This is a genomic window from Delftia sp. DS1230, from assembly GCF_040112715.1.
In the GTDB taxonomy this organism is placed as follows: domain Bacteria; phylum Pseudomonadota; class Gammaproteobacteria; order Burkholderiales; family Burkholderiaceae_C; genus Comamonas; species Comamonas tsuruhatensis.
Genome location: NZ_CP157763.1, coordinates 3,167,054 through 3,187,156, shown reverse-complemented (window position 1 = coordinate 3,187,156; position 20,103 = coordinate 3,167,054). Strand labels below are relative to the sequence as shown.

General features: G+C 67.1%; 22 protein-coding genes. 10 read left to right on the top strand and 12 right to left on the bottom strand.

Annotation, left to right across the window (positions count from 1 at the left end; translation table 11 throughout):
• Positions 1 to 22 precede the first annotated feature (22 nt).
• Positions 23 to 1,432 (bottom strand): GntP family permease, encoded by a 1,410-nt coding sequence (locus AAN986_RS14275; protein ID WP_016454628.1) that lies wholly within the window; start codon positions 1,430 to 1,432, stop codon positions 23 to 25.
• Positions 1,433 to 1,453: 21 nt separating this feature from the next.
• On the bottom strand, positions 1,454 to 1,966 hold the full coding sequence (locus tag AAN986_RS14270; RefSeq protein ID WP_156179923.1) for a hypothetical protein: 513 nt from the start codon (positions 1,964 to 1,966) through the stop codon (positions 1,454 to 1,456).
• A gap of 110 nt (positions 1,967 to 2,076) precedes the next feature.
• Here AAN986_RS14270 and AAN986_RS14265 point away from each other — a divergent pair, with 110 nt between their 5' ends.
• Positions 2,077 to 4,311 (top strand): NADP-dependent isocitrate dehydrogenase, encoded by a 2,235-nt coding sequence (locus AAN986_RS14265; protein WP_016454629.1) that lies wholly within the window; start codon positions 2,077 to 2,079, stop codon positions 4,309 to 4,311.
• A gap of 155 nt (positions 4,312 to 4,466) precedes the next feature.
• Here AAN986_RS14265 and AAN986_RS14260 read toward each other — a convergent pair whose 3' ends face one another.
• Both AAN986_RS14260 and AAN986_RS14255 read right to left on the bottom strand, forming a co-directional pair.
• Positions 4,467 to 4,814: an RNA-binding protein gene (locus AAN986_RS14260; RefSeq protein ID WP_016445960.1), complete on the bottom strand. Its 348-nt coding sequence runs from the start codon at positions 4,812 to 4,814 to the stop codon at positions 4,467 to 4,469.
• Between the two features lie 111 nt (positions 4,815 to 4,925).
• On the bottom strand, positions 4,926 to 5,135 hold the full coding sequence (locus AAN986_RS14255) for a hypothetical protein (protein WP_016445961.1): 210 nt from the start codon (positions 5,133 to 5,135) through the stop codon (positions 4,926 to 4,928).
• Positions 5,136 to 5,450: 315 nt separating this feature from the next.
• On the opposite strand from AAN986_RS14255, the gene AAN986_RS14250 reads away from it, so the two are divergent.
• From AAN986_RS14250 to fur, 6 genes are all read left to right on the top strand, one after another.
• Positions 5,451 to 5,894, top strand: a complete 444-nt coding sequence (locus tag AAN986_RS14250; protein ID WP_017405058.1) for a Fur family transcriptional regulator — start codon at positions 5,451 to 5,453, stop codon at positions 5,892 to 5,894.
• A 66-nt stretch (positions 5,895 to 5,960) separates the two neighbouring features.
• Complete coding sequence (zigA, locus tag AAN986_RS14245) at positions 5,961 to 7,181, top strand: zinc metallochaperone GTPase ZigA (protein ID WP_047219022.1); 1,221 nt, start codon at positions 5,961 to 5,963, stop codon at positions 7,179 to 7,181.
• A 46-nt stretch (positions 7,182 to 7,227) separates the two neighbouring features.
• On the top strand, positions 7,228 to 8,118 hold the full coding sequence (gene folE2 / locus AAN986_RS14240) for a GTP cyclohydrolase FolE2 (RefSeq protein ID WP_016445964.1): 891 nt from the start codon (positions 7,228 to 7,230) through the stop codon (positions 8,116 to 8,118).
• A 44-nt stretch (positions 8,119 to 8,162) separates the two neighbouring features.
• The gene (gene ykgO / locus AAN986_RS14235; RefSeq protein WP_013802515.1) at positions 8,163 to 8,312 is read left to right on the top strand and encodes a type B 50S ribosomal protein L36; all 150 of its coding nucleotides are present in this window, start codon (positions 8,163 to 8,165) and stop codon (positions 8,310 to 8,312) included.
• Positions 8,309 to 8,869 carry a hypothetical protein gene (locus AAN986_RS14230; RefSeq protein ID WP_016445965.1) on the top strand — a complete coding sequence of 187 codons (561 nt, stop codon included), beginning with the start codon at positions 8,309 to 8,311 and terminating at the stop codon, positions 8,867 to 8,869. Before ykgO ends, AAN986_RS14230 begins: the two co-directional genes overlap by 4 nt.
• Before the next feature lie 17 nt (positions 8,870 to 8,886).
• On the top strand, positions 8,887 to 9,336 hold the full coding sequence (gene fur, locus AAN986_RS14225; RefSeq protein ID WP_047219021.1) for a ferric iron uptake transcriptional regulator: 450 nt from the start codon (positions 8,887 to 8,889) through the stop codon (positions 9,334 to 9,336).
• Here the strand turns inward: fur and AAN986_RS14220 are convergent.
• The 7 genes from AAN986_RS14220 to AAN986_RS14190 all read right to left on the bottom strand — a co-directional run bounded on the left by AAN986_RS14220 (position 9,323) and on the right by AAN986_RS14190 (position 15,746).
• Positions 9,323 to 10,108 carry a DNA alkylation repair protein gene (locus AAN986_RS14220; protein ID WP_047219020.1) on the bottom strand — a complete coding sequence of 262 codons (786 nt, stop codon included), beginning with the start codon at positions 10,106 to 10,108 and terminating at the stop codon, positions 9,323 to 9,325. The two genes, fur and AAN986_RS14220, sit on opposite strands and share 14 nt — an antisense overlap.
• The gene (locus AAN986_RS14215) at positions 10,105 to 10,596 is read right to left on the bottom strand and encodes a MarR family transcriptional regulator (protein WP_012205483.1); all 492 of its coding nucleotides are present in this window, start codon (positions 10,594 to 10,596) and stop codon (positions 10,105 to 10,107) included. Before AAN986_RS14215 ends, AAN986_RS14220 begins: the two co-directional genes overlap by 4 nt.
• Positions 10,597 to 10,619: 23 nt before the next feature.
• A complete protein-coding gene (locus AAN986_RS14210) occupies positions 10,620 to 12,152 on the bottom strand; it encodes a PepSY domain-containing protein (protein ID WP_047219019.1) in 1,533 nt (510 codons plus the stop codon).
• Positions 12,153 to 12,166: 14 nt separating this feature from the next.
• Complete coding sequence (locus AAN986_RS14205) at positions 12,167 to 14,380, bottom strand: TonB-dependent siderophore receptor (protein ID WP_047219018.1); 2,214 nt, start codon at positions 14,378 to 14,380, stop codon at positions 12,167 to 12,169.
• A gap of 98 nt (positions 14,381 to 14,478) precedes the next feature.
• Positions 14,479 to 14,850 carry a hypothetical protein gene (locus tag AAN986_RS14200; RefSeq protein ID WP_013802509.1) on the bottom strand — a complete coding sequence of 124 codons (372 nt, stop codon included), beginning with the start codon at positions 14,848 to 14,850 and terminating at the stop codon, positions 14,479 to 14,481.
• Between the two features lie 9 nt (positions 14,851 to 14,859).
• Positions 14,860 to 15,309 carry a DUF192 domain-containing protein gene (locus tag AAN986_RS14195; RefSeq protein WP_016445971.1) on the bottom strand — a complete coding sequence of 150 codons (450 nt, stop codon included), beginning with the start codon at positions 15,307 to 15,309 and terminating at the stop codon, positions 14,860 to 14,862.
• 215 nt (positions 15,310 to 15,524) lie between these two features.
• Positions 15,525 to 15,746: a hypothetical protein gene (locus tag AAN986_RS14190; protein WP_016445972.1), complete on the bottom strand. Its 222-nt coding sequence runs from the start codon at positions 15,744 to 15,746 to the stop codon at positions 15,525 to 15,527.
• A gap of 209 nt (positions 15,747 to 15,955) precedes the next feature.
• Here AAN986_RS14190 and icd point away from each other — a divergent pair, with 209 nt between their 5' ends.
• The gene (gene icd / locus AAN986_RS14185; protein WP_012205489.1) at positions 15,956 to 17,218 is read left to right on the top strand and encodes an NADP-dependent isocitrate dehydrogenase; all 1,263 of its coding nucleotides are present in this window, start codon (positions 15,956 to 15,958) and stop codon (positions 17,216 to 17,218) included.
• A 66-nt stretch (positions 17,219 to 17,284) separates the two neighbouring features.
• Here the strand turns inward: icd and AAN986_RS14180 are convergent, their stop codons facing one another.
• A complete protein-coding gene (locus AAN986_RS14180) occupies positions 17,285 to 18,052 on the bottom strand; it encodes a DsbA family protein (RefSeq protein WP_016445973.1) in 768 nt (255 codons plus the stop codon).
• Positions 18,053 to 18,069: 17 nt separating this feature from the next.
• Here AAN986_RS14180 and AAN986_RS14175 point away from each other — a divergent pair, with 17 nt between their 5' ends.
• Positions 18,070 to 18,777 carry a TIGR02281 family clan AA aspartic protease gene (locus AAN986_RS14175; RefSeq protein ID WP_047219017.1) on the top strand — a complete coding sequence of 236 codons (708 nt, stop codon included), beginning with the start codon at positions 18,070 to 18,072 and terminating at the stop codon, positions 18,775 to 18,777.
• Positions 18,778 to 18,824: 47 nt separating this feature from the next.
• Complete coding sequence (locus tag AAN986_RS14170) at positions 18,825 to 19,949, top strand: serine hydrolase (protein ID WP_349335275.1); 1,125 nt, start codon at positions 18,825 to 18,827, stop codon at positions 19,947 to 19,949.
• Positions 19,950 to 20,103: the final 154 nt, after the last annotated feature.

Below are 20,103 nucleotides of genomic sequence, written 5' to 3'. Positions count from 1 at the left end.
GCGCGCTCTGCGCCCTGGTCCCTCAGAAAGACCCGAACATGGTACCGAGCGTGATCACCAGCACCAGGGCCAGCAGTGGCGCGCCAATGGTCATGATGGCGATGTTGCCGTACGACTGGCGGTGCGTGAGGCCGCAGATGGACAGCAGCGTGATGATGGCGCCGCTGTGCGGCAGGGTGTCGAAGCAGCCGGCCGCCATCACGGCCACGCGGTGCAGCAGCTCGGGGCTGATGCCCAGCTGGGCGGCCATGGCCAGGTAGTCCTTGCCCAGCGTGGACAGCGCAATCGACAGGCCGCCGGACGACGACCCCGTGATGCCTGCCAGCACGTTCATGGCCACGGCCTCGGAGATCAGCGGGTTGTGGGGCGCCACGTTGAGCACGGCCTCGCGGATGATGGCAAAGCCGGCCAGGCTCGCGATGACGGCGCCGTAGCCCACTTCCGAGGCGGTGTTGAAGATGGGCAGCATGGAGCCCAGCACGCCCTTGTTCACCGACTCCTTGAGATTGCGCCAGCGGCCCAGGCCCAGCAGCACCAGTGCGGCGCAGGCCACGGCCAGGGACAGGATCAGCGCCCACAGGCCCGTCTGCTTGGCCGGGTTCACGGCAGGAAAACGGTCCTTGAGGAAGCCGAAATCCATTTGCGGGAACACGCCGTAGGTCAGCAGCGCGTTGACCGCGATCACCAGCACCAGCGGCAGCAGGGCCAGCAGCAGCGGCAGGTCCCGGCGGCTGTGCAGGGCGGGGTCGCTTTCGTCATGCAGGCCCTGCTCGACAGCGTCGTCATGATCGCCGTAGCCTTCGCCCGCCACGCGTGCCTTGGCCGCGCGCGACTGCAGCCACCACAGGCCCAGGGCCAGCATGGTCATGCCGCCGATGATGCCCAGGCCCGGCGCCGCGAACACGTTCGTGCCGTAGTAGGGAATGGGAATGGCGTTCTGGATGGACGGCGTGCCCGGCAGCGCCGTCATGGTGAAGGTGAACGAGCCCAGCGCGATGGTGGGCGGTATCAGCCGCTTGGGCACATGGGCCGCGCGGAACAGCGACTTGGCAATTGGATAGATGGCAAAGGCCACCACGAACAGCGACACGCCGCCATAGGTGAGCACGGCGCAGGCCAGCACCACGGTGAGGATGGCGTGCTTCTCGCCCAGCACGCGCATGATCCAGTGCGATATCGCGGTGGCCGCGCCCGAGTCCGCCATCAACTGGCCGAACAGCGCGCCCAGCAGGAACACGGGGAAGAACTGCAGCATGTAGTTGCCCAGGGCGCCCATGAAGGTGCTGGTGTACAGCGGCAGCATGTGGCCCAGGTCGCCGGACAGCAGCACGGCCACGGCAGCCATCAGGGGTGCCAGCAGCAGCACGGAGATGCCTCGATAGGCCAGGAACATCAGTCCCGCCAGTGAAATCACGATTGCCAGGGTACTCAAATCGTCTCCAGTCCAGTGGTTCTAGTCAAAAAGACAGAATAAATGCGGATGGGTGACAATTTGGCGTAATTGGCGTGCTTTGTAGATGATTTGGCGCAATATGTCGCCACGTTTACCCGTGTTCCCGGGCATTGGCGTGCGATTGCTGCCCCAGACGCCGGTGCTGGCCGGGGGCGTTTCCGACCCGGCCTGTGTGTGCCGTGAACAGCGCTTGATCAGCGCCTGATCACGGGGTTTTCGCCGGGGGAGTTTGCCCGCCGCTTCGCGCACGATGAATCGTTGTGGATGTATCGGCTCTGGGTGTGGCCCGGTGCTCTGCCATGCTTGCGTGTCCGTCACGCCACAGCATTTTTTGCATGGCAGAAAACGCAGGGGCTCCAAGCCGTTTCCCTGTGAAAACAGGGCCTGAATGCCGCTGTAAAACCCTAAGTCTTCTACAAGACTTAAAAAATCCGGCAGGTTCCGCTTAGAATTTTGTATTGTGGGATCGCATTGCAGAAAACGCCGGGGCAGCATGCTGGCGCGACGGGGCATTGCGTGACGGTCCTACAGCGTCAGGCTGCACCGGCCCGTTTCCCCTAGCGGATGCCCGGTTCGACGGCCTGCGGCGCGACCCCTACCTTTTTCACTACCTGAGACAAGAGATGAGCACGCAGCAACCCACCATCATCTACACCCTGACCGATGAGGCCCCGCGCCTGGCCACCAGTGCCTTCCTGCCTGTGGTGCGCGCCTTTGCAGCACCCGCCGGCGTGAATGTCGAGACCGCCGACATCTCCGTGGCCCACCGCATCCTGGGTGAGTTCTCCGAATTCCTGGCCGAAGACCAGCGCGTGGCCCACACCCTGTCCGAGCTCGGCAAGAAGACGCTGGAGCCCGATGTCAACATCATCAAGCTGCCCAACATCAGCGCCTCCGTGGCCCAGCTGACGGCTGCCATCAAGGAGCTGCAGGGCAAGGGCTACGCACTGCCCGACTACCCCGAGAACCCGTCCAACGACCAGGAAAAGGACATCAAGGCGCGCTACGGCAAGTGCCTGGGCTCGGCCGTGAACCCCGTGCTGCGTGAAGGCAACTCCGACCGCCGCGCTCCCGCCGCCGTCAAGAACTACGCCAAGAAGCACCCGCACTCCATGGGCGAGTGGAAGCAGTGGTCGCAAACCCATGTCTCGCACATGGAGCACGGCGACTTCTACCACGGCGAAAAGTCCATGACCCTGGACAAGGCCCGCGACGTCAAGATGGAGCTGACCACCAAGAGCGGCAAGACCGTGGTGCTCAAGCCCAAGGTCGCGCTGCAGGCCGGTGAGATCATCGACTCCATGTTCATGAGCAAGAAGGCGCTGTGCGACTTCTACGAAAAGGAACTGGACGACTGCCGCGACGCCGGCATCCTGTTCTCGCTGCACGTCAAGGCCACGATGATGAAGGTCTCGCACCCCATCGTGTTCGGCCACTGCGTGAAGATCTACTACAAGGAAGCCTTCGAGAAGCACGGCAAGCTGTTCGACGAGCTGGGCGTCAACGTCAACAACGGCATGTCCACGCTGTACGAGAAGATCGAGACGCTGCCCGCCTCGCTGCGCGAAGAGATCATCCGTGACCTGCACGCCTGCCAGGAACACCGTCCCGCGCTGGCCATGGTGGACTCCGCCAAGGGCATCACCAACTTCCACTCGCCCAACGACGTGATCGTCGATGCGTCCATGCCCGCCATGATCCGCCAGGGCGGCAAGATGTGGGGCGCCGACGGCAAGCCCTACGACTGCAAGGCCGTGATGCCCGAGTCCACCTTTGCCCGCATCTACCAGGAGATGATCAACTTCTGCAAGTGGCACGGCAACTTCGACCCCAAGACCATGGGCACCGTGCCCAACGTGGGTCTGATGGCGCAAAAGGCCGAAGAGTACGGCTCGCACGACAAGACCTTCGAGATCGAGGAAGACGGCGTTGCCAACATCGTCGACCTGGCCACCGGTGAAGTGTTGATGAGCCAGAACGTGGAGCAGGGCGACATCTGGCGCATGTGCCAGGTCAAGGATGCGCCCATCCGCGACTGGGTCAAGCTGGCCGTCACGCGTGCCCGCAACTCCGGCATGCCTGCCGTGTTCTGGCTGGACCCCTACCGTCCGCACGAGGCCGAGCTGATCAAGAAGGTCAACACCTACCTCAAGGACTACGACACCACGGGCCTGGAAATCCACATCCTGTCGCAGGTCCGCGCCATGCGCTACACGCTGGAGCGCGTGGCCCGCGGCCTGGACACCATCTCGGTGACCGGCAACATCCTGCGCGACTACCTGACCGACCTGTTCCCCATCATGGAACTGGGCACGTCCGCCAAGATGCTGTCCATCGTGCCGCTGATGGCCGGTGGCGGCATGTACGAAACCGGTGCCGGCGGCTCCGCTCCCAAGCACGTGCAGCAGCTGGTGGAAGAAAACCACCTGCGCTGGGATTCGCTGGGCGAGTTCCTGGCACTGGCCGTGTCGCTGGAAGACCTGGGCATCAAGAACGGCAACGACAGCGCCAAGCTGCTGGCCAAGACCCTGGACGAAGCCACCGGCAGGCTGCTGGACGAGGACAAGTCGCCTTCGCGCCGCACCGGCGAGCTGGACAACCGCGGCAGCCAGTTCTACATCGCCCTGTACTGGGCGCAGGCCCTGGCTGCCCAGACCGAGAACGCCGAGCTGGCCGCCAAGTTCGCTCCCCTGGCCAAGCAGCTGGCGGACAACGAGTCCAAGATCATCGAAGAGCTGCGCGCCGTGCAGGGCAAGGCCGTGGACATCGGTGGCTACTACCAGCCCGACGTGGCCAAGATGGACGCCGTGATGCGCCCCAGCGCCACCTTCAACGCCGCCATCGACGCGCTGCGGTAAGCCACTTCGCCTTTGCCGGGGCCAGACCCCGGCAGACTTGAAGCATGACCGGCCGGCCCGCAAGGGCGGCCGGTTTTTTCATGCCGACATCGGCGGAAAACCGCAGGCGAAAAAAAACCGGCCCAAAGAGCCGGTTTTCTTGGAATTGGACGCTATCAGTAGCGACCGCCGCCGTGGCCGCCATTGCCATAGCCGACGTCGGCACGCTTGCCTGCATAGCCTTGCGGGCTGTAGCCACCCGAGCTGCGGCCTTCTTCTCGAGGACGCGCCAGGTTCACGACAATCGAGCGTCCGTCCACGGACATGCCGTGCAGGCCGGTGATGGCGGCCTGGGCGACTTCGGCAGAAGCCATCTCCACAAAACCGAAGCCCTTGGAGCGGCCGGTTTCGCGGTCCATCATGACCTTGGCGGAAGCCACGCTGCCGAATTCGGCGAAGTTGCTTTCCAGGCTGGAGTCGGTCACGGAGTAGGGCAGATTGCCCACGTAGATTTTGGTGGTCATAGGAAAACCTCTTTGCTTAGATGTGCGCAAACGGGCGCACCGTTGGAATGCAGGCGGAGGACTGTGCAATCCGCCGCAGGAAATGGATAGGGGTTCGCAGCAAGCGGGCCATCAGCACGCAGGCGGGTGCTGCATGCAGGTCTGAAGCCAGCCTTGGGTGACGGCAAACAGCCGTGCCGCTTCGCTGGAGGCGAATGCCTTGTCGAAACGGAATACGCGGCAGTAGCTGCCGTTGCCCTGGGAGCGATGGACCGAGAAGGAGGCACGGAAGCGGCCGCAGTCGGTCGGGTGTGTCGAGGGCGAGACGACGTACTTGCCCATGGGAATGCCGGTGTTTGAAATGTGGTTCAGTCAGGTTCGCAGCCTTGAAAAGGCCTGCGTGAGCATCTAGGAACTCGGTTGGCTGCAGCTCTACAGACCAACTGGGCGACAAAGGTCGCGAAACACATCCTGCAGGAAGCGGCTGGCAAGCCGTTGCGCGGGAGATGTGGTTGCCGACTCAGGTACTGGGTACGGGTCTCGACAACGGTGCTGACTATATCCTGTTGAATATTTAAACGCAACTTAATATTCTTTTTAATTGTAAAAACCTGCCTGACAGCCGTTGTTTTGTTATGTTATAACGTCACAATTCTGATGTGGCGCAACATCGCCAACCGTTTTCTGGAACAGGAAATCACCATGCCCACCCCTTTGACCGCCAACCAGCAACGGGTGCTCGACGCCCTGCGCCAGGCCGGTGCACCGCGCACGGCCTATGCACTGCTCGACCAGCTGCGTGACCACGGGCTGAGCGCCCCCACGCAGGTCTACCGCGCGCTGGACAAGCTGGCCGAGCAGGGCGTGGTCCACCGCCTGGAGTCGTTGAACGCCTATGTGTGCTGCTCGCACCCGGATGAGGGCAGCCATGACTTCTCGGCCTTTGCGATCTGCGACAGCTGCGGGCAGGTGGACGAGTTTGTCGACGACGCGCTCAACCGCTGCCTGGGCAGCTGGGCGCATGGCCATGCATTTGCGCTGGCCCATTCGAACATCGAGCTGCATGGCAAGTGCTCTGCCTGCACTGCGCTGCATGCCTGAGGCCCTGCCTGCCGCACGCGGCTGCAGTGCCAGCAGCGTGCTCCCTTTCCCTGCTTGAGAGATTCCATGATGCATACCGTAGCGCCGGTTCAGCCGCCGCATGCCCGATTGCCGGTGACCGTACTGTCGGGCTTTCTGGGCGCGGGCAAGACCACCTTGCTCAACCACATCCTGCACAACCGCGAAGGTCGGCGCGTGGCCGTCATCGTCAACGACATGTCCGAGGTCAACATCGACGCGGCCCTGGTGCGTGATGGCGGGGCCGACCTGTCGCGCACCGACGAAAAACTGGTGGAGATGAGCAACGGCTGCATCTGCTGCACGCTGCGCGAGGACCTGCTGGTGGAGGTGGCGCGGCTGGCGGGCGAGGGCCGCTTCGACCAGCTGGTCATCGAGTCCACGGGCATCTCCGAGCCGCTGCCGGTGGCCGAGACCTTCACCTTCGCGGGCGAGGACGGACGCAGCCTGGGCGATGTGGCGCGGCTGGACACCATGGTGACCGTGGTCGATGCCTTCAACTTTCTGCACGACTATGGCTCGCGTGACAGCCTGCGCTCGCGCGGCGAATCGCTGGGCGAGGAGGACCGCCGCACCGTGGTCGATCTGCTGATCGAGCAGGTGGAGTTCTGCGATGTGATCGTGCTCAACAAGATCGACCTGGTCACCGACGAGGACTGCAGCCGGCTCATGGCCATCCTGCGCGGGCTCAACCCGCGTGCCAGGCTGGAGATCGCGTCCTTCGGCCAGCTGCCGCTGGATCGCGTGCTCGATACGGGGCTGTTCGATTTCGAGGAGGCCTCCAGGGCGCCGGGCTGGCTGCAGCAGTTGCGTGGCACGCACCAGCCCGAGACCGAGGCCTATGGCGTTGCCAGCTTTGTCTACCGCGCCCGTCGCCCCTTTCATCCCCGGCGCTTCTTCGGCCTGGTGCAAAGCGAATGGCCGGGCGTGGTGCGCTCCAAGGGATTTTTCTGGCTGGCCAGCCATCCGGCGCTGGCCGGCTCCTGGTCGCAGGCCGGCGCTGTGGCCCGCCATGGGCCGGCCGGCCACTGGTGGGCCGCCGTGGAGGCCGAGCGCTGGCCGCGCGACCCCGAAAGCGTGGAGCGCATCCTGGACAAATGGGTCGATGGCGTGGGCGACGCGCGCCAGGAACTGGTGCTGATCGGCATGGGCATGGACGAGGACGCGCTGCGCGCCCGCCTGGACGAGTGCCTGCTGACCGATGCAGAAATGGCCCTGGGCCCGCAGGCCTGGGTGCAATGGGACAACCCGTTTCCCGACTGGAATTGAACGAATACCGCGCCGGCCTGGGTCGGCGCGGCCACCGGAGCCCCGAATGCTTGCACCTCTTCCCGATGTTTCCCTGACCGATCCCGCGCCCAGCCTCAGCCCGCTGCAATGGGTGGGCATGCAGGGCATAGACCTGCCCGTGACCGTGGCCGAGCCCGGCTACTGGCGCGAGCTGCATGCGCGCGCCGATGTGCAGGTCGATCTTCCTGCGGCCCATGTCAAGGGCATACACATGTCCCGGCTGTACCGGCAACTGGACAGCCTGGCCGAGGAATCCGCGCTGTCTGCCCTGGCGCTGCGCCATGCGCTGCAGGCCATGATCGACAGCCACCTGGACTGCCAAAGCCGCAGCGCCCGGCTGCGCCTGTCGCTGGACCTGCTGACCCAGCGGCCCGCCCTGGTCACCCACGATCTGTCGGGCTGGAAGTCCTATCCCGTGCGCCTGGACGCCACGCTGGCGCAGGGCGTGTTCCAGCTGCGGCTGCAGGTGGGCGTGGGCTATTCCTCGACCTGCCCCTGCTCGGCGGCACTGTCGCGCCAGTTGCTGGAGCAGGGCTTTTTGCAGGCCTTTGCGGGCGAGCCGCTGGTGGAGCCGGACCAGGTGGCTTCCTGGCTGCGCCGGCACGGCACGCTGGCCACGGCACACAGCCAGCGCAGCGAGGCCCAGGTCAGCGTGGACCTGGCCTGTGATGCGCCCGACCTGGGCATCCTGCCCCTGATCGCCCGCGTGGAGCAGGCGCTGGGCACGCCCGTGCAGACCGCCGTCAAGCGCGCCGACGAGCAGGCCTTTGCCGCGCTCAACGGCCGCAACCTGATGTTTGTCGAGGATGCGGCGCGCCGCATACAGGCCGCGCTGGAAGGCAGCTACGCCCAGCCGCGCGTGCATGTGCGCCACATGGAGAGCCTGCATCCGCACGACGCCGTGTCCTGGGCATGACCCGCGAGCCGGCCCCCGTTTGTCTACAACCCAAGGAGTTTCCCATGCAAGTGCTCTCGTCCCTCAAGGAAGCCAAGCTGCGCCATCGAGACTGCCAGGTGGTGCGCCGCCGCGGCCGCATCTACGTCATCTGCAAGAGCAACCCGCGCTTCAAGGCCCGCCAGGGCGGCGCAAAGAACAGGCGCAAGGGATGATCCGCAAGAACCCGCGCGGCGACCTGCCGCGCATCCATGCCAGCGCCTTCGTGGACCCCACGGCCATCCTGTGCGGACTGGTGATCGTGGAGGAGAACGTCTTCATCGGCCCCTATGCGGTGATCCGTGCCGACGAGATGGATGCGGACGGCCACATCGACCCCATCGTGATCGGTGCCCACTCCAACATCCAGGACGGGGTGGTGATCCACTCCAAGTCGGGCGCGCGCGTCAGCGTGGGGCAGCACACCTCGATCGCCCATCGCGCCATCGTCCACGGACCCTGCACCGTGGGCAATGGCGTGTTCATCGGCTTCAACAGCGTGCTGTTCAACTGCGTGGTCGATGACGGCTGCGTGGTGCGCTACAACGCCGTGGTCGATGGATGCCACCTGCCGCCAGGCTTTTATGTGCCGTCCACCGCGCGCATAGGCCCGGAGACCGACCTGTCCACGCTGGCCCAGGTGCCCGCCGACGCCAGCGATTTCTCCGAGGACGTGGTCCGCACCAACAACGAACTGGTGCGCGGCTACAAGGCCATCCACAATGAGTTCTGACCGGCCGGGAGGGCTGCATGTCCGATTCCGCTGACCTCAAGAACCTGGGGCTGAAGGCCACGCTGGCGCGAGTGTGGGTGCTGGACATCTTTCGCCACGGGGCCGACCGGCATCTGGCGGCCGAGGAGGTCTATCGCCAGCTGCATGACCAGGGCCGGGGCACCAGCCTGGCCACGGTCTACCGCGTGCTGGCGCAGCTGGAGCAGGCCGGGCTGCTGCGGCACCAGCGCTTTGCGGCGGGCAAGGCGGTCTATGAACTCGACGACGGCGAGCACCATGACCACCTGATCTGCACGCGCTGCGGCCTGGTGCAGGAGTTCCACGATGCGGTGATCGAGCAGCGCCAGAAGCTGCTGGCGCGCTCGCATGGCTTTGCCATCGTGGAGCATTCCCACATCCTCTACGGGCGCTGCGTCAAGCCCGACTGCGAGCGGCTGGCGGGCCGGCAGGCGCCTACCGCTCCTTGAGGCTGCGCTGCGCACGCTCGCAGATGCGGCGCGTGGCGGGCACGGGCGATTCCTGGAGCCATTGCGCACACAGGGCGCGCACCCAGTCAGGCCGGCTCTTGGCCGCGTCGTTGAGCCAGTTGGCCACCGAGTCCTGCACATAGGGCGAGGCATCGGCGCGCAGCCGCTGCAAAAGGGGCAGGGCGATCTCCGGCTGCTGCTTGAGCGCCGCGATATGGCTGCACCAGACGCCGCGCGGCCGCAGGGCCTCGCTGGCGAAACGGCGCAGGCGGTCGGAGGGCCGCCTTGTCCACCGGGACAACTCGGCCACGGCCTGCGGCAGGTCGCTGGCCAGATGCGGGCGCACGCCCATCCACGACCATTCGCGCACGCCGAAATGCGGGTCATCGGCCAGCGGCTGCAGCAGCTCCAGGCGCTGGCTCAGGGTCAGGCCCGGCTGCGCACCGGCCATGAAGCAGGCCCAGCCGCGCACCGTGTCAGAGCGGTGCGTGAGGCAGCGCTGCCAGCCGGCCTGGCCCAGCGCCTGCCACAGCAGGCCGCCAATGCACTCCATGCGCTTGAGAATGCCCAGCTGGCCCAGCGCCTGCGCCGTGTCCTCCAGTTGCGGCCACGCGTCGGGAAAGACGGCCTGCAGCAGCCGGGCCTGGTCCACGGCCAGGCTTTCGGTCAGCGTGGCGGTCTCGATCTCGCCCAGGGACAGGGCCTGCAGCAGTTCGGGAGTGATATCGACCTTGCGGTTGGCGCCCTTGCGCCGGTGGGCGGGCGCCTTCATGCGCTGGCCTCCACGCCTGCGGCGGCCTTGGCCAGCAGCTTTCCCAACTGGCCGCGTTCGGCGGGCGACAGGTTGGAAAACAGGCCGGCGATCCATTGGCTGTGCCGGGCAAACAGCTTGCGCGCCAGCTGGCGGCCCTTGGCGGTGAGCTGCACGCGCAGCGCGCGGCGGTCGGCCGGGTCGGGCAGGCGCTCGGCCAGGGCCTCGCGTTCCAGGCCGTCCAGCAGGCCGGTCACGGTGGCGCGGGTGATGCCGGCCTGCTCGGCCAGGTGGTTGGGGGCCAGCCCTTCGCTGGCGGATTCCAGCAGGAACAGCAGCACGAAGCGCCCTTCGGACAGGCCGTGCGGCGCCAGCAGCGCGGCGCAGTCACGGTCGATGCGCGCAGCCAGGGACAGGGTCTGGAAGCACAGCCGCATGCTGTCCACGTCGTCCAGCTTGCGGCGCTCGGCCTCGGCCAGCAGGGCCTGGTATTTCTGTTCGAGTTGCATGCGGCAAGCATACAGTATGGCGGCTAACCATGTGGCTGCGCCTCCAGGCAAGCAGTGGTCTGTGCGCGATGGCTGCGCTTGCGGCCCAGCCTGCGCACGCCTATGACCACGCCCGTGGCGCTCATCAGCAGGCCGCCCAGGCTGAAGGCCAGCAGCAGCGCATCCCACAGCGGCCGGCGCTGCAGCAGCGGCAGCCAGTCCCAGCTGTGCAGCATGGCGAACAGCCAGCGCTTGAGGCGCTGGATGCCGTCCAGCCGGCCCAGCACCTGGCCCGTGTGCGGGTCGATGTGCACCCAGCTGGCCGCGGCATCGCCAAAGACCACGCGCAGAACGGGCAGGGGCTTGTCATGGCCGCCCATCATGGTGTGCTCGGCGCGCTCGTACCAGTACAGGTCGTGCGCGGTCAGCCATTCGCTGCGCAGCACGGGTGCGTCGATCAGCACGGCCGCGCGGTCCAGCAGGGCGTCGCGCGAGTGGGCCACGGGCGCGGCGCTGGCGCTGTCCAGCACCAGGGGCGTGCCGGCTGCGGGCTGGGCCAGCACCTCGGTGCGGCCTGCGGTGCGCAGCCAGCGCAGTTCGCGCACGGGACCGCCCGCCGCGGCGATCAGCGACTGCGGCGTGGCGTCGTCCCCGGTCAGGCGCAGCGGGCCCTGTTGCCACCGGGCCATGTGCAGTGGCGGCGTGCCCGTGTCGAACAGGCGCCAGGGGTTCATGGACATCAGGCCGCTGAAGATCCAGGCCAGCGTGGTCAGCGCGAACAGCAGGCCCGCCACATGGTGCCAGCGCATGGCGCGGCCCGGGTAGGGCGTGCGCAGGCCGCTGCGGTAGGGCTGCCTGAACCGCCAGCGCATCACCCCGACCACGGTGCCGGTGATGGCCACGGCAATGCCGACCAGCGACAGCACGTTGACGATGTCGGCCCAGGCGCCATCAAAGGCATTGCCCCTGAACATGTACAGCCAGTGCAGCCAGGCGCCCAGGTAGTTCCAGCCGCGCTCGCTGCGCGTGGCATCGCGCACCACCTCGGCCGTGCGGCCGGAGATGTAGAGCAGCGTGCCCTCGGCATCGTCCATCTGCACGCGGTGCAGGGGGCGGTGGATGTCCAGCGCGCGCGAGTGGCTGAAGGCATCCTCATCCACCGTGCCCAGGTAGTGCAGGCCTGTGCCGTCCCCCGCGAAGGCGCGCGCGCTGGCCAGGGCCTGTGCCTGGCTGGTGGCGCCCAACACCTGGCCGCTGGCCGCATCGATGGCCACGGGCTGGCGCCGCCCCTCGGGCGTGACCAGGTAGCTGGCACGGCCGGCGCTGCCGGCATGCAGGCGCAGGTCCTTGAGCGGGCCGTCGATGCCGGCCGCGCGCAGCGCCTCGGCGGGCGCGAGCAGGGCGGCGTTGCCATCGAGCGCCGGCAGGTGGCGCAGCCGCTCGGCCTGCGTGAGCTTGGGGTAGCCCACGTACATCATCACCATGCCCGAGACAAACCACAGCGCAAAGAACAGGCACAGGGCAATGCCCAGCCAGCGGTGCAGCAGGAACAGCCAGCGTTTGAGGTGAAGGCGCATGGTGCGTCTCCTGCTCAGAAGGCCACGCGCAGCGAAATGTCTGCCGTGCGCGGCGCGCCCAGGTAGGCCATGGTGCTGGTCAGGCTGGCGGCGTAGACGCGGTCCGTGGCATTGCGCAGCCGTGCAACCACGGTCATGCGCGGGTCGATGCGGTAGCTCAGGCCCAGGTCCAGCAGGGTGTAGGCGGGCCAGGACAGCGTGTTGGCCGCATCGGCATAGATGCCTCCCACGCGGCGCAGCCCGGCGTTGACCTCCAGCGCCGGCGTGATGCGGTAGCTGGTCCAGAGGTTGAGCACGCTGGCGGGCGTGTTCGTGGGTCGCTTGCCCGCCAGGGACACGCCGCCTTGCTGGTAGTTGTCATAGCGCGCGTCCACATGGCTCCAGTTGCCCTGGATGGACCATCGCGGCGTGGGCGTCAGGCCCATGGACAGCTCCACCCCGCGCGAGGACTGCTGGCCCACCAGCACCGTGCGCGTGCTGTCCTGCGGGTCCTGGGTGGAGATGTTGCGGCGCGTGATGCGATAGACCGCCAGCGCCGCCGTTCCCTTGCCCTGCCAGAACGACAGCTTGCTGCCCGCCTCCACCTGGCGGCCCGTGGTCAGCCCGGTGTTGTTGATGGCATCGGCAAACGAGGCGCCCATCAGCATGCCCGACGGCGGATCGGCCGCCGTGGAGAACTGTGCGTAGAGATTGGCCTCGGGCGTGGCATCCCAGACCAGGCCCACGCGCCCGGTCGTCGGGCTATAGCTGCGGCTGTAGCTGGCGGGCAGCGCGGGCGTCACATCGCGCCGGTTGGTCAGGTCCACCTCGATGCGTTCATGGCGCAGCGCCGTCAGCAAGTGCAGGGCAGGAGTGAGGGCCGTGCGGTTTTCCAGGTAGAGCGCGGTGGTGGTGACCTTGTTGTCGCGGTCAGGCCTGAAGCCGGGCGCCATGCCGGGAATGTCGTAGAAGTTCTCTGTCGTGAAATCGTAGGGATTGACCGTGCTCACCGTGCCCGACAGGCTGTTCGGAAAGCGCGTCTGCCGGTTCACGCTCACATCCAGCCCAAAAGCCCATTCGCTGCGCCGGCCGGCCAGCTCGCCCAGGTAGCTGCCTTCGATGCGGTCACCCACCATGCGCTGGTCATGGCGCTGGAGCAGCGCCGCCGAGCGCACCACCGCGCTGTTGTCGGGCGTGAAGCGGTAGGTCTCCACGTTGCGGTAGTCGCGCAGCGCGTCATAGGCGTAGAAGGTGTTGCTCAGCTTGAGCCGGTCGCTGGCCCGCCATTCGGTGATGGAGCGCAGCCACTGCACGCGCTGGGCGTACAGGCCGTCGGCGCTGTTGTAGTTCTTGCCGAGGGTGGCCTCGTCAATGCGCGCCTGGCCGCGCAGCGGGTTGAGCAGCGGCGTGCCCCAGTAGGGGCGGTCCACGCGCTCATGCTGGGCTTCGTAGGCCAGAGTGTGCGTGAGGCCGCCACCCAGGTCGGACAGCAGCGAGGCCGCCAGCTGCGTGGAGCGCGACTGCGTGCCGCCCACCCAGCTGCCGGCATCGCGGTGGTTGAGGTCCAGGCGCAGGTAATGGGTGGTGCCCTGGCTGTCAGTGGCATCGCCCAGGCGGCGGTTCAACCCTACGGAGGCTTCCTTGAGCCCGTAGCTGCCCAGGCGCAGCTGGCCCTCGGTGAAGCTGTCGCGCTGGGCCAGCTTGGTGATGTAGTTCAGCGTGCCGCCCACGCCGCCTGCGCCGTAGAGAAAGCCGGAGGCGCCGCCAATGGCCTCCACCCGGTCGTAGATCCAGCTGTCCACGGGCCGTGCCGCAATGGAGTACTGCAGGTTGATGCCGTTGAACAGCTGGCTGACCGACCCCGTGCCGAAGCCCCGATAGCTGATGCCGATGTTGCCGGGCGGGCTGTAGGCCGTGACGCCCGGAATGGAGCGCAGGATCTCCTGCGTGTCCTGGGCGCCGCGCGCCTCAATGGCGGCGCGGTCCACGATGTGCACCGAGGCCGGTGTCTCGCGCGCTGTCAGGCCCAGGCGGCTGGCCGTGCCCACGGTCTTGTTCAGCGGCAGCAGTCCGTTGGCGTCGGCCGTGGCCTGGTCGGAGACCTCGACGGGAGCCAGCGGGATATCGGCCTGTGCCTGCGCTTGCGCTTGCACGCCAGGCGTCCAGGCCGTGCCCAGCGCGCAGCACAGCGCTACGGCCAGGGGATGGGGGCGAAAAAGGGTTGCAGGCAGGCGCAGCGGCGCTGCCATCGCGGGGAAGGGGAGGGAATTCACGAACTGACTCCGGGTCTTGCGCCGCGCATGCGGCGCAGGCGGGCCGGGCGCGCATCAGCAGGCCCGGCGGCGATTCAAGAGAACACGGCAGTCAGCGGAGGAGGGCCGCGCGCCGGCAGCGGCGCGCGTGTGACGGAGGCAATGTGCGCCGCCACCAGCGGCAGCAGCGCGTGGGCCAGCGGCTGCTGGTGGGGCACGGCCATCTGCGGCAGGGCCGGCGGCGGTGCGCCAGCGGGCAGGCACATGGGGCAGTCAAGCTGGTGGTGGCCCATGCCCGGGGCTGCGCTGTCGCCCAGCGCCACCAGCTTGACGTCGCCGCTGGCCGTGCAGACCAGCTCGAATCCCTGGGGATGGACCAGGGGCGAAGCCACGGCAACGCCCAGCGTCACGGCAAACCAGGCCAATATCAGCCGGGTGAGCCAGAACGAGGAGCGAAGCGCTTGCATGGGCCGTGATTATGGCTTGGCGGGCGCGGGCGTGAACAGGCTGCCGCCCAGCTTGACGCCGGCCTTCAGGCCGCGCTTGGCGAACCAGCCCTGGTTCATCTCCAGCACATAGCGCACGGGCTTGGCCGAGCAGTGCGAGTCCTCGGTCATGGGCTTCATGTCGGCCAGGTTCACGATGGTGCCGTCATCGGCCACGAAGGCGGCGGTCAGCGGCAGCAGGGTGTTGCGCATCCAGAAGCACTGCACGGCAGGCACCTCGAAGACGAAGATCATGCCCTCCTGCTGGGGCATGTCCTGGCGGAACATCAGGCCGATGGCGCGCTCGCGGTCCGAGGCGGCCACCTGGGCATCGATGCGGTGGATTCCGGCCGTCAACTCCACGCGGCGCAGGTTCATCTGGGGGCTGCCCTGGGGCTGTGCGCCTGCCGATACGGCGGCGCCAGCCAGGCAGGCGGCCATGAGCAACCGCTGCAGCGCGCGGCGGGAAAGGGATGTGTGGAGGGGTGTCGAAGGCTTCGTCATCTTGCACATTCTGTCGCAGGGGGCGCGTGGCCGGACGCAAAAATCGGCCTGGCCGGGCCATCAGGGCCGGGCGGGCGGCAAAAAGCCCGCAGTGCATTGCTGACTTGCGGGCTTTTTTTGAGGGGATGCCAGCGGGCATCCCGGCGCCTGGATCAGGCCACGGCCTTGTGTGCCTTCTTGGTGGAACGCTTGGCGTGCTTCTTGCCGGAATGCTTGCCGCTCTTGGCGACCTTGGCCTTCTTGGCTGTGTGAGCGGGAGCAGCTGCGGAAGCGGCCGTGGGAGCCGACATCGGCGTTTCGGGTGCTGCGGCGGCCTGTGCGAAGGCGCCTGCGGCAAACGAACCGGCGACCAGGACAGCGAGGAGTTTTTTCATATATGCCATTTCCTAGAAAAGCGGTAGAAGCCAAGTTGAACCAGACAGCGGTGCGAAATTGTTGATGCACCGCAGATGCTCAACGCACTGACTGTATCGCCGTTGACAGGAAGGCGACCCGATTGTCGTTAGAATTTTCTGCACCAAATTTGTGCCCATTCCGGGCATTCACTCTTGCCTCGTGCACCAGCCAACGGAGACCCGTCCCCATGAACCGCTTCCAGCACATCCAGGTGCCGGCCGAGGGCCAGAAGATCACTGTCAACGCCGACATGTCGTTGAACGTGCCAGACCAGCCCATCATTCCTTTCATCGAAGGCGACGGCACCGGCGTGGACATCACGCCCGTGATGATCAAGGTGGTGGATGCCGCCGTGGCCAGGGCCTATGGCGGCAAGCGCAAGATCCAGTGGATGGAGGTCTTCGCGGGCGAGAAATCCACGCGCATCTACGGCCCCGATGTCTGGCTGCCCGAGGAAACCATGCAGGCCCTTCGCGAGTACGTGGTCTCCATCAAGGGCCCGCTGACCACGCCCGTGGGCGGCGGCATCCGCTCGCTGAACGTGGCGCTGCGCCAGGAGCTGGACCTCTACGTCTGCCTGCGCCCCGTGCAGTATTTCAAGGGCGTGCCCTCGCCGCTGAAGGAGCCCGAGAAGACCAACATGGTCATCTTCCGCGAGAACTCCGAGGACATCTACGCGGGCATTGAGTACGAGGCCCGCAGCGACAACGCCAAGAAGCTCATCGACTTCCTGGTCAAGGAAATGGGTGTCAAGAAGATCCGCTTCCCCGAGACCTCGGGCATCGGCGTCAAGCCCGTGTCCATCGAGGGCACGGAGCGCCTGGTGCGCAAGGCCATCCAGTACGCCATCGACAATGACAAGCCCAGCGTGACCCTGGTCCACAAGGGCAACATCATGAAGTTCACCGAAGGGGGCTTCCGCGACTGGGGCTACGCGCTGGCCGCGCGCGAGTTCGGCGCCCAGCCTATCGACGGCGGACCCTGGCTCAAGTTCAAGAACCCGCGCACGGGCCGCGACATCGTCATCAAGGACTCGATTGCCGACGCCTTCCTGCAGCAGATCCTGCTGCGCCCGGCCGAGTACTCGGTGGTGGCCACGCTCAACCTCAACGGCGACTACATCTCGGACGCGCTGGCGGCCCAGGTTGGCGGCATCGGCATTGCGCCCGGCGCCAACATGTCCGACTCCGTGGCCTGCTTCGAGGCCACGCACGGTACGGCCCCCAAGTACGCGGGCAAGGACTATGTGAACCCGGGCTCCGAAATCCTCTCGGCCGAGATGATGCTGCGCCACATGGGCTGGCGCGAGGCGGCCGATCTGGTCATCAGCGCGCTGGAAAAGGCCATCCAGAGCAAGCAGGTGACCTACGACTTCGCCCGCCTGATGGACGGCGCCACCCAGGTGTCATGCTCCGGCTTTGGTGAGGTGATGATCTCCAAGATGGATTGACGGGCGCCCGCGCTCCATGAAAAAACCGCGCCAGGGCGCGGTTTTTCTTTGGTGATCGTTGACGGGTCAGCTCTTGGGCAGCGCACAGCCATCGGGCCCGCAGTCCTCGCCTTGGGGCGCGGTCTGCTCGCCGGCGGTGATGGCCGCCACCTGCTGCACCCACTCGCCCAGCTGCGTTGCCCAGCCCTGTGCATCTCCCAGCCAGGGACCGATGTCGATGCGCTGGATGGCGCGCTGGCCCGGCTGCTCGGCCTCGGGGTGGTCGAACTCCAGCGCGAAGGTCGGGAAACCCTGGCCCTGTGCCAGGTTCAGCCATTCGCGCGCCTGGGTGATATGCGCCTGGGTGGCAGCGCCGGACAAGCGCTGGAAGGCCTGGGCAAAGGCCTCGCCGTCCAGTCCCAGGTCACGGGCCAGTTCCTGCAGCACGGCGGGGTCGCTGATGCGGCGGCCTTCCACGTAGTGGGCCTGCTGCTGGCGCGCCAGCATGTCCAGGCCCCGGCCCGCCAGTTCCTCGGCGGCCAGCAGGGCCGTGGTGGGCGGCTCCGAGTCCAGCACGGCGCCCAGGTCGTTGAGCAGGCCGTCGAAGTAGGCAGGGCCGAACGGCTGGCCCGTCATCTCGGCAATGCGCTGGTCGTGCGGCATCACATGGCCGCGCCAGTCGGCCGTGATGGTGCGGGTGTGGGCGCCCGTGAGCATGCCGCCGCCATGCCATTGCAGCGTGACGCCGGGCACGCTGCGCGCGGCCTTGACCAGGGGCGCGGCGGCATAGCACCAGCCGCACAGCGGGTCGAAGATGTAGTGAAGGACAAAGGGCGGCTGCGCGGTCGTGGTCATGGCAGGAGCGGGCTGTGATGAAGGCGCCCACTGTAGCGGCTATTGGCTTGCCCGTGACGGGGCAGGGCCGCAGGCAGAATGGGCGACTGCCGCCGTGCAGCCACCGTGCTGCCATCGTCGATCCCGTCTGCATTGCCATGCGCCTCAAGTCCACGCCGCCTCCGTTCGATCCGTCCGACCCGTCCGCTTCCTCTGCACCGGCCGCCGAGCCCAGCGTCCAGTCCGTCGCCCGGCGCGGCATGCTGGGTTTTCTGCTGTTCTGGCTGCTGGTCATGGGAGTGCTGTACTGGGCCATGCAGATGTACCTGAAGCCGGCCGGCGTCAAGGTCCAGGCTGATGGCACGGTGGCCATTGCGCGTGACCGTGACGGGCATTTCCGCGTGGAAGGGGCCGTCAACGGGCAGCCCGTGCTGTTCCTGGTGGACACGGGCGCCAGCATGGTCGGCGTGACCGAGCCGCTGGCCGAGCGCGCAGGCCTGGACGGCGGCGAGCCGGTTCGCTTTCGCACCGCCAATGGCGAGCGCGACGGCCGCATGGTGGTGGCCGATCAGGTGCGCGTGGCCTCCCTGGTGGTCAGCGGCCTGCGCGTGGGTACGGGCTATACGGGCAGCACGGACAGGGATGCGCTGCTGGGCCAGAACTTCCTGCGCCAGTTCGATGTGGAAATACGCGGCGACCGCATGCTGATCCATCCGCGCGGCAGCGGGTCTTCGCCCAGGCAGTAAGTACGTAAGCAACGAAGTAACTAACTAGCTAAGCAAGGGAGAGGGACATGACAAACAACGGCTTTCGCACCGACAGGCGCAGATGGCTGCAGACGGGCGCAGCCCTGGCGACGCTGGGCTGCACGGCCTGTGCCAGCGTGGGGCAGGGCGGTGCCTTTTCCACCGGCACCGGCACCGGCACCGGCCTGGCCGAGGACCTGGGCGAACGCCTGGACCAGGGCGTGCAGAGCGGAGAACTGGCGAACCTGCACGCCGTCGTCGTGATGCGCCACGGCCGGCTGGCGCTGGAGCGCTATTTCGAGGGTGAGGACGAACGCTGGGGGGAGCCGCTGGGCAAGGTGGCCTTCAACGCCGACTCCCTGCACGATGTGCGCTCGGTCAGCAAGAGCATCGTCGGCCTGCTGTACGGCATGGCCTTGGCCGAGGGCAAGGTGCCCGCGCTGGACACGCCCCTTGTCCAGGCTTTTCCCGCCTACGGCGATCTGGCGGCCGATGGGCGCCGGCGCGCCATCCTCATCTCCCATGCCCTGGGCATGACCATGGGCCTGCAATGGGACGAGGACCTTCCGTATTCCGACCCGCGCAACAGCGAAATCGCCATGGAGCGCAGCAGCGACCGCTACCGCTACGTGCTGGAGCAGCCTATCGTCGCCTCGCCTGGCGAACGCTGGTGCTACAGCGGCGGGGCGACGGCACTGCTGGGCCATCTGATCGCGCAGGGCAGCGGCATGCCGCTGCTGGACTATGCGCGGCACAAGCTGTTTGCTCCGCTGGGCATCGACAAGGCCGAGTGGACGCCTGGCACCAACGGCGAGGCGGCCGCCGCCTCCGGCCTGCGCCTGCGGGCGCGCGACCTGGCCCGCATTGGCCAGCTGGTGCTGCAGCAGGGTGAATGGCAGGGACGGGCGTTGGTGCCCCGGCATTGGATTGTGCAATCCATGCAGCCGCGCGTGGACGCCTGGCCCGGCCTGCGCTACGGCCACCACTGGTACGTGGGGCAGACCCGCGCCGGCCTGGCGTACTACATGGCCATCGGCCTGGGCGGGCAGCGGCTGGTGATCGTGCCCCAGCATTCGCTGGTGTATGCCGTCTTCATGGGCAACTACGACAGCCCCCAGCAGGTGCAGCGCGTGGCGGCCGTGCAGGGCCTGGTCGCCGCTGCCTTGCGGTGACTGCCTTGCGCTGACAGCCTTGCCCTGACAGCCGTGCGCGGGCACGGCGGGCGTGCGAGAATCCCCGCTTCCAAGGTCTGCCGCATGCCCGGCTCGCGCAAGCAGGGCGCGAAGCGGGGCGGGCCGGTGCGTGTCGAGGCTCGATCCACTTTCC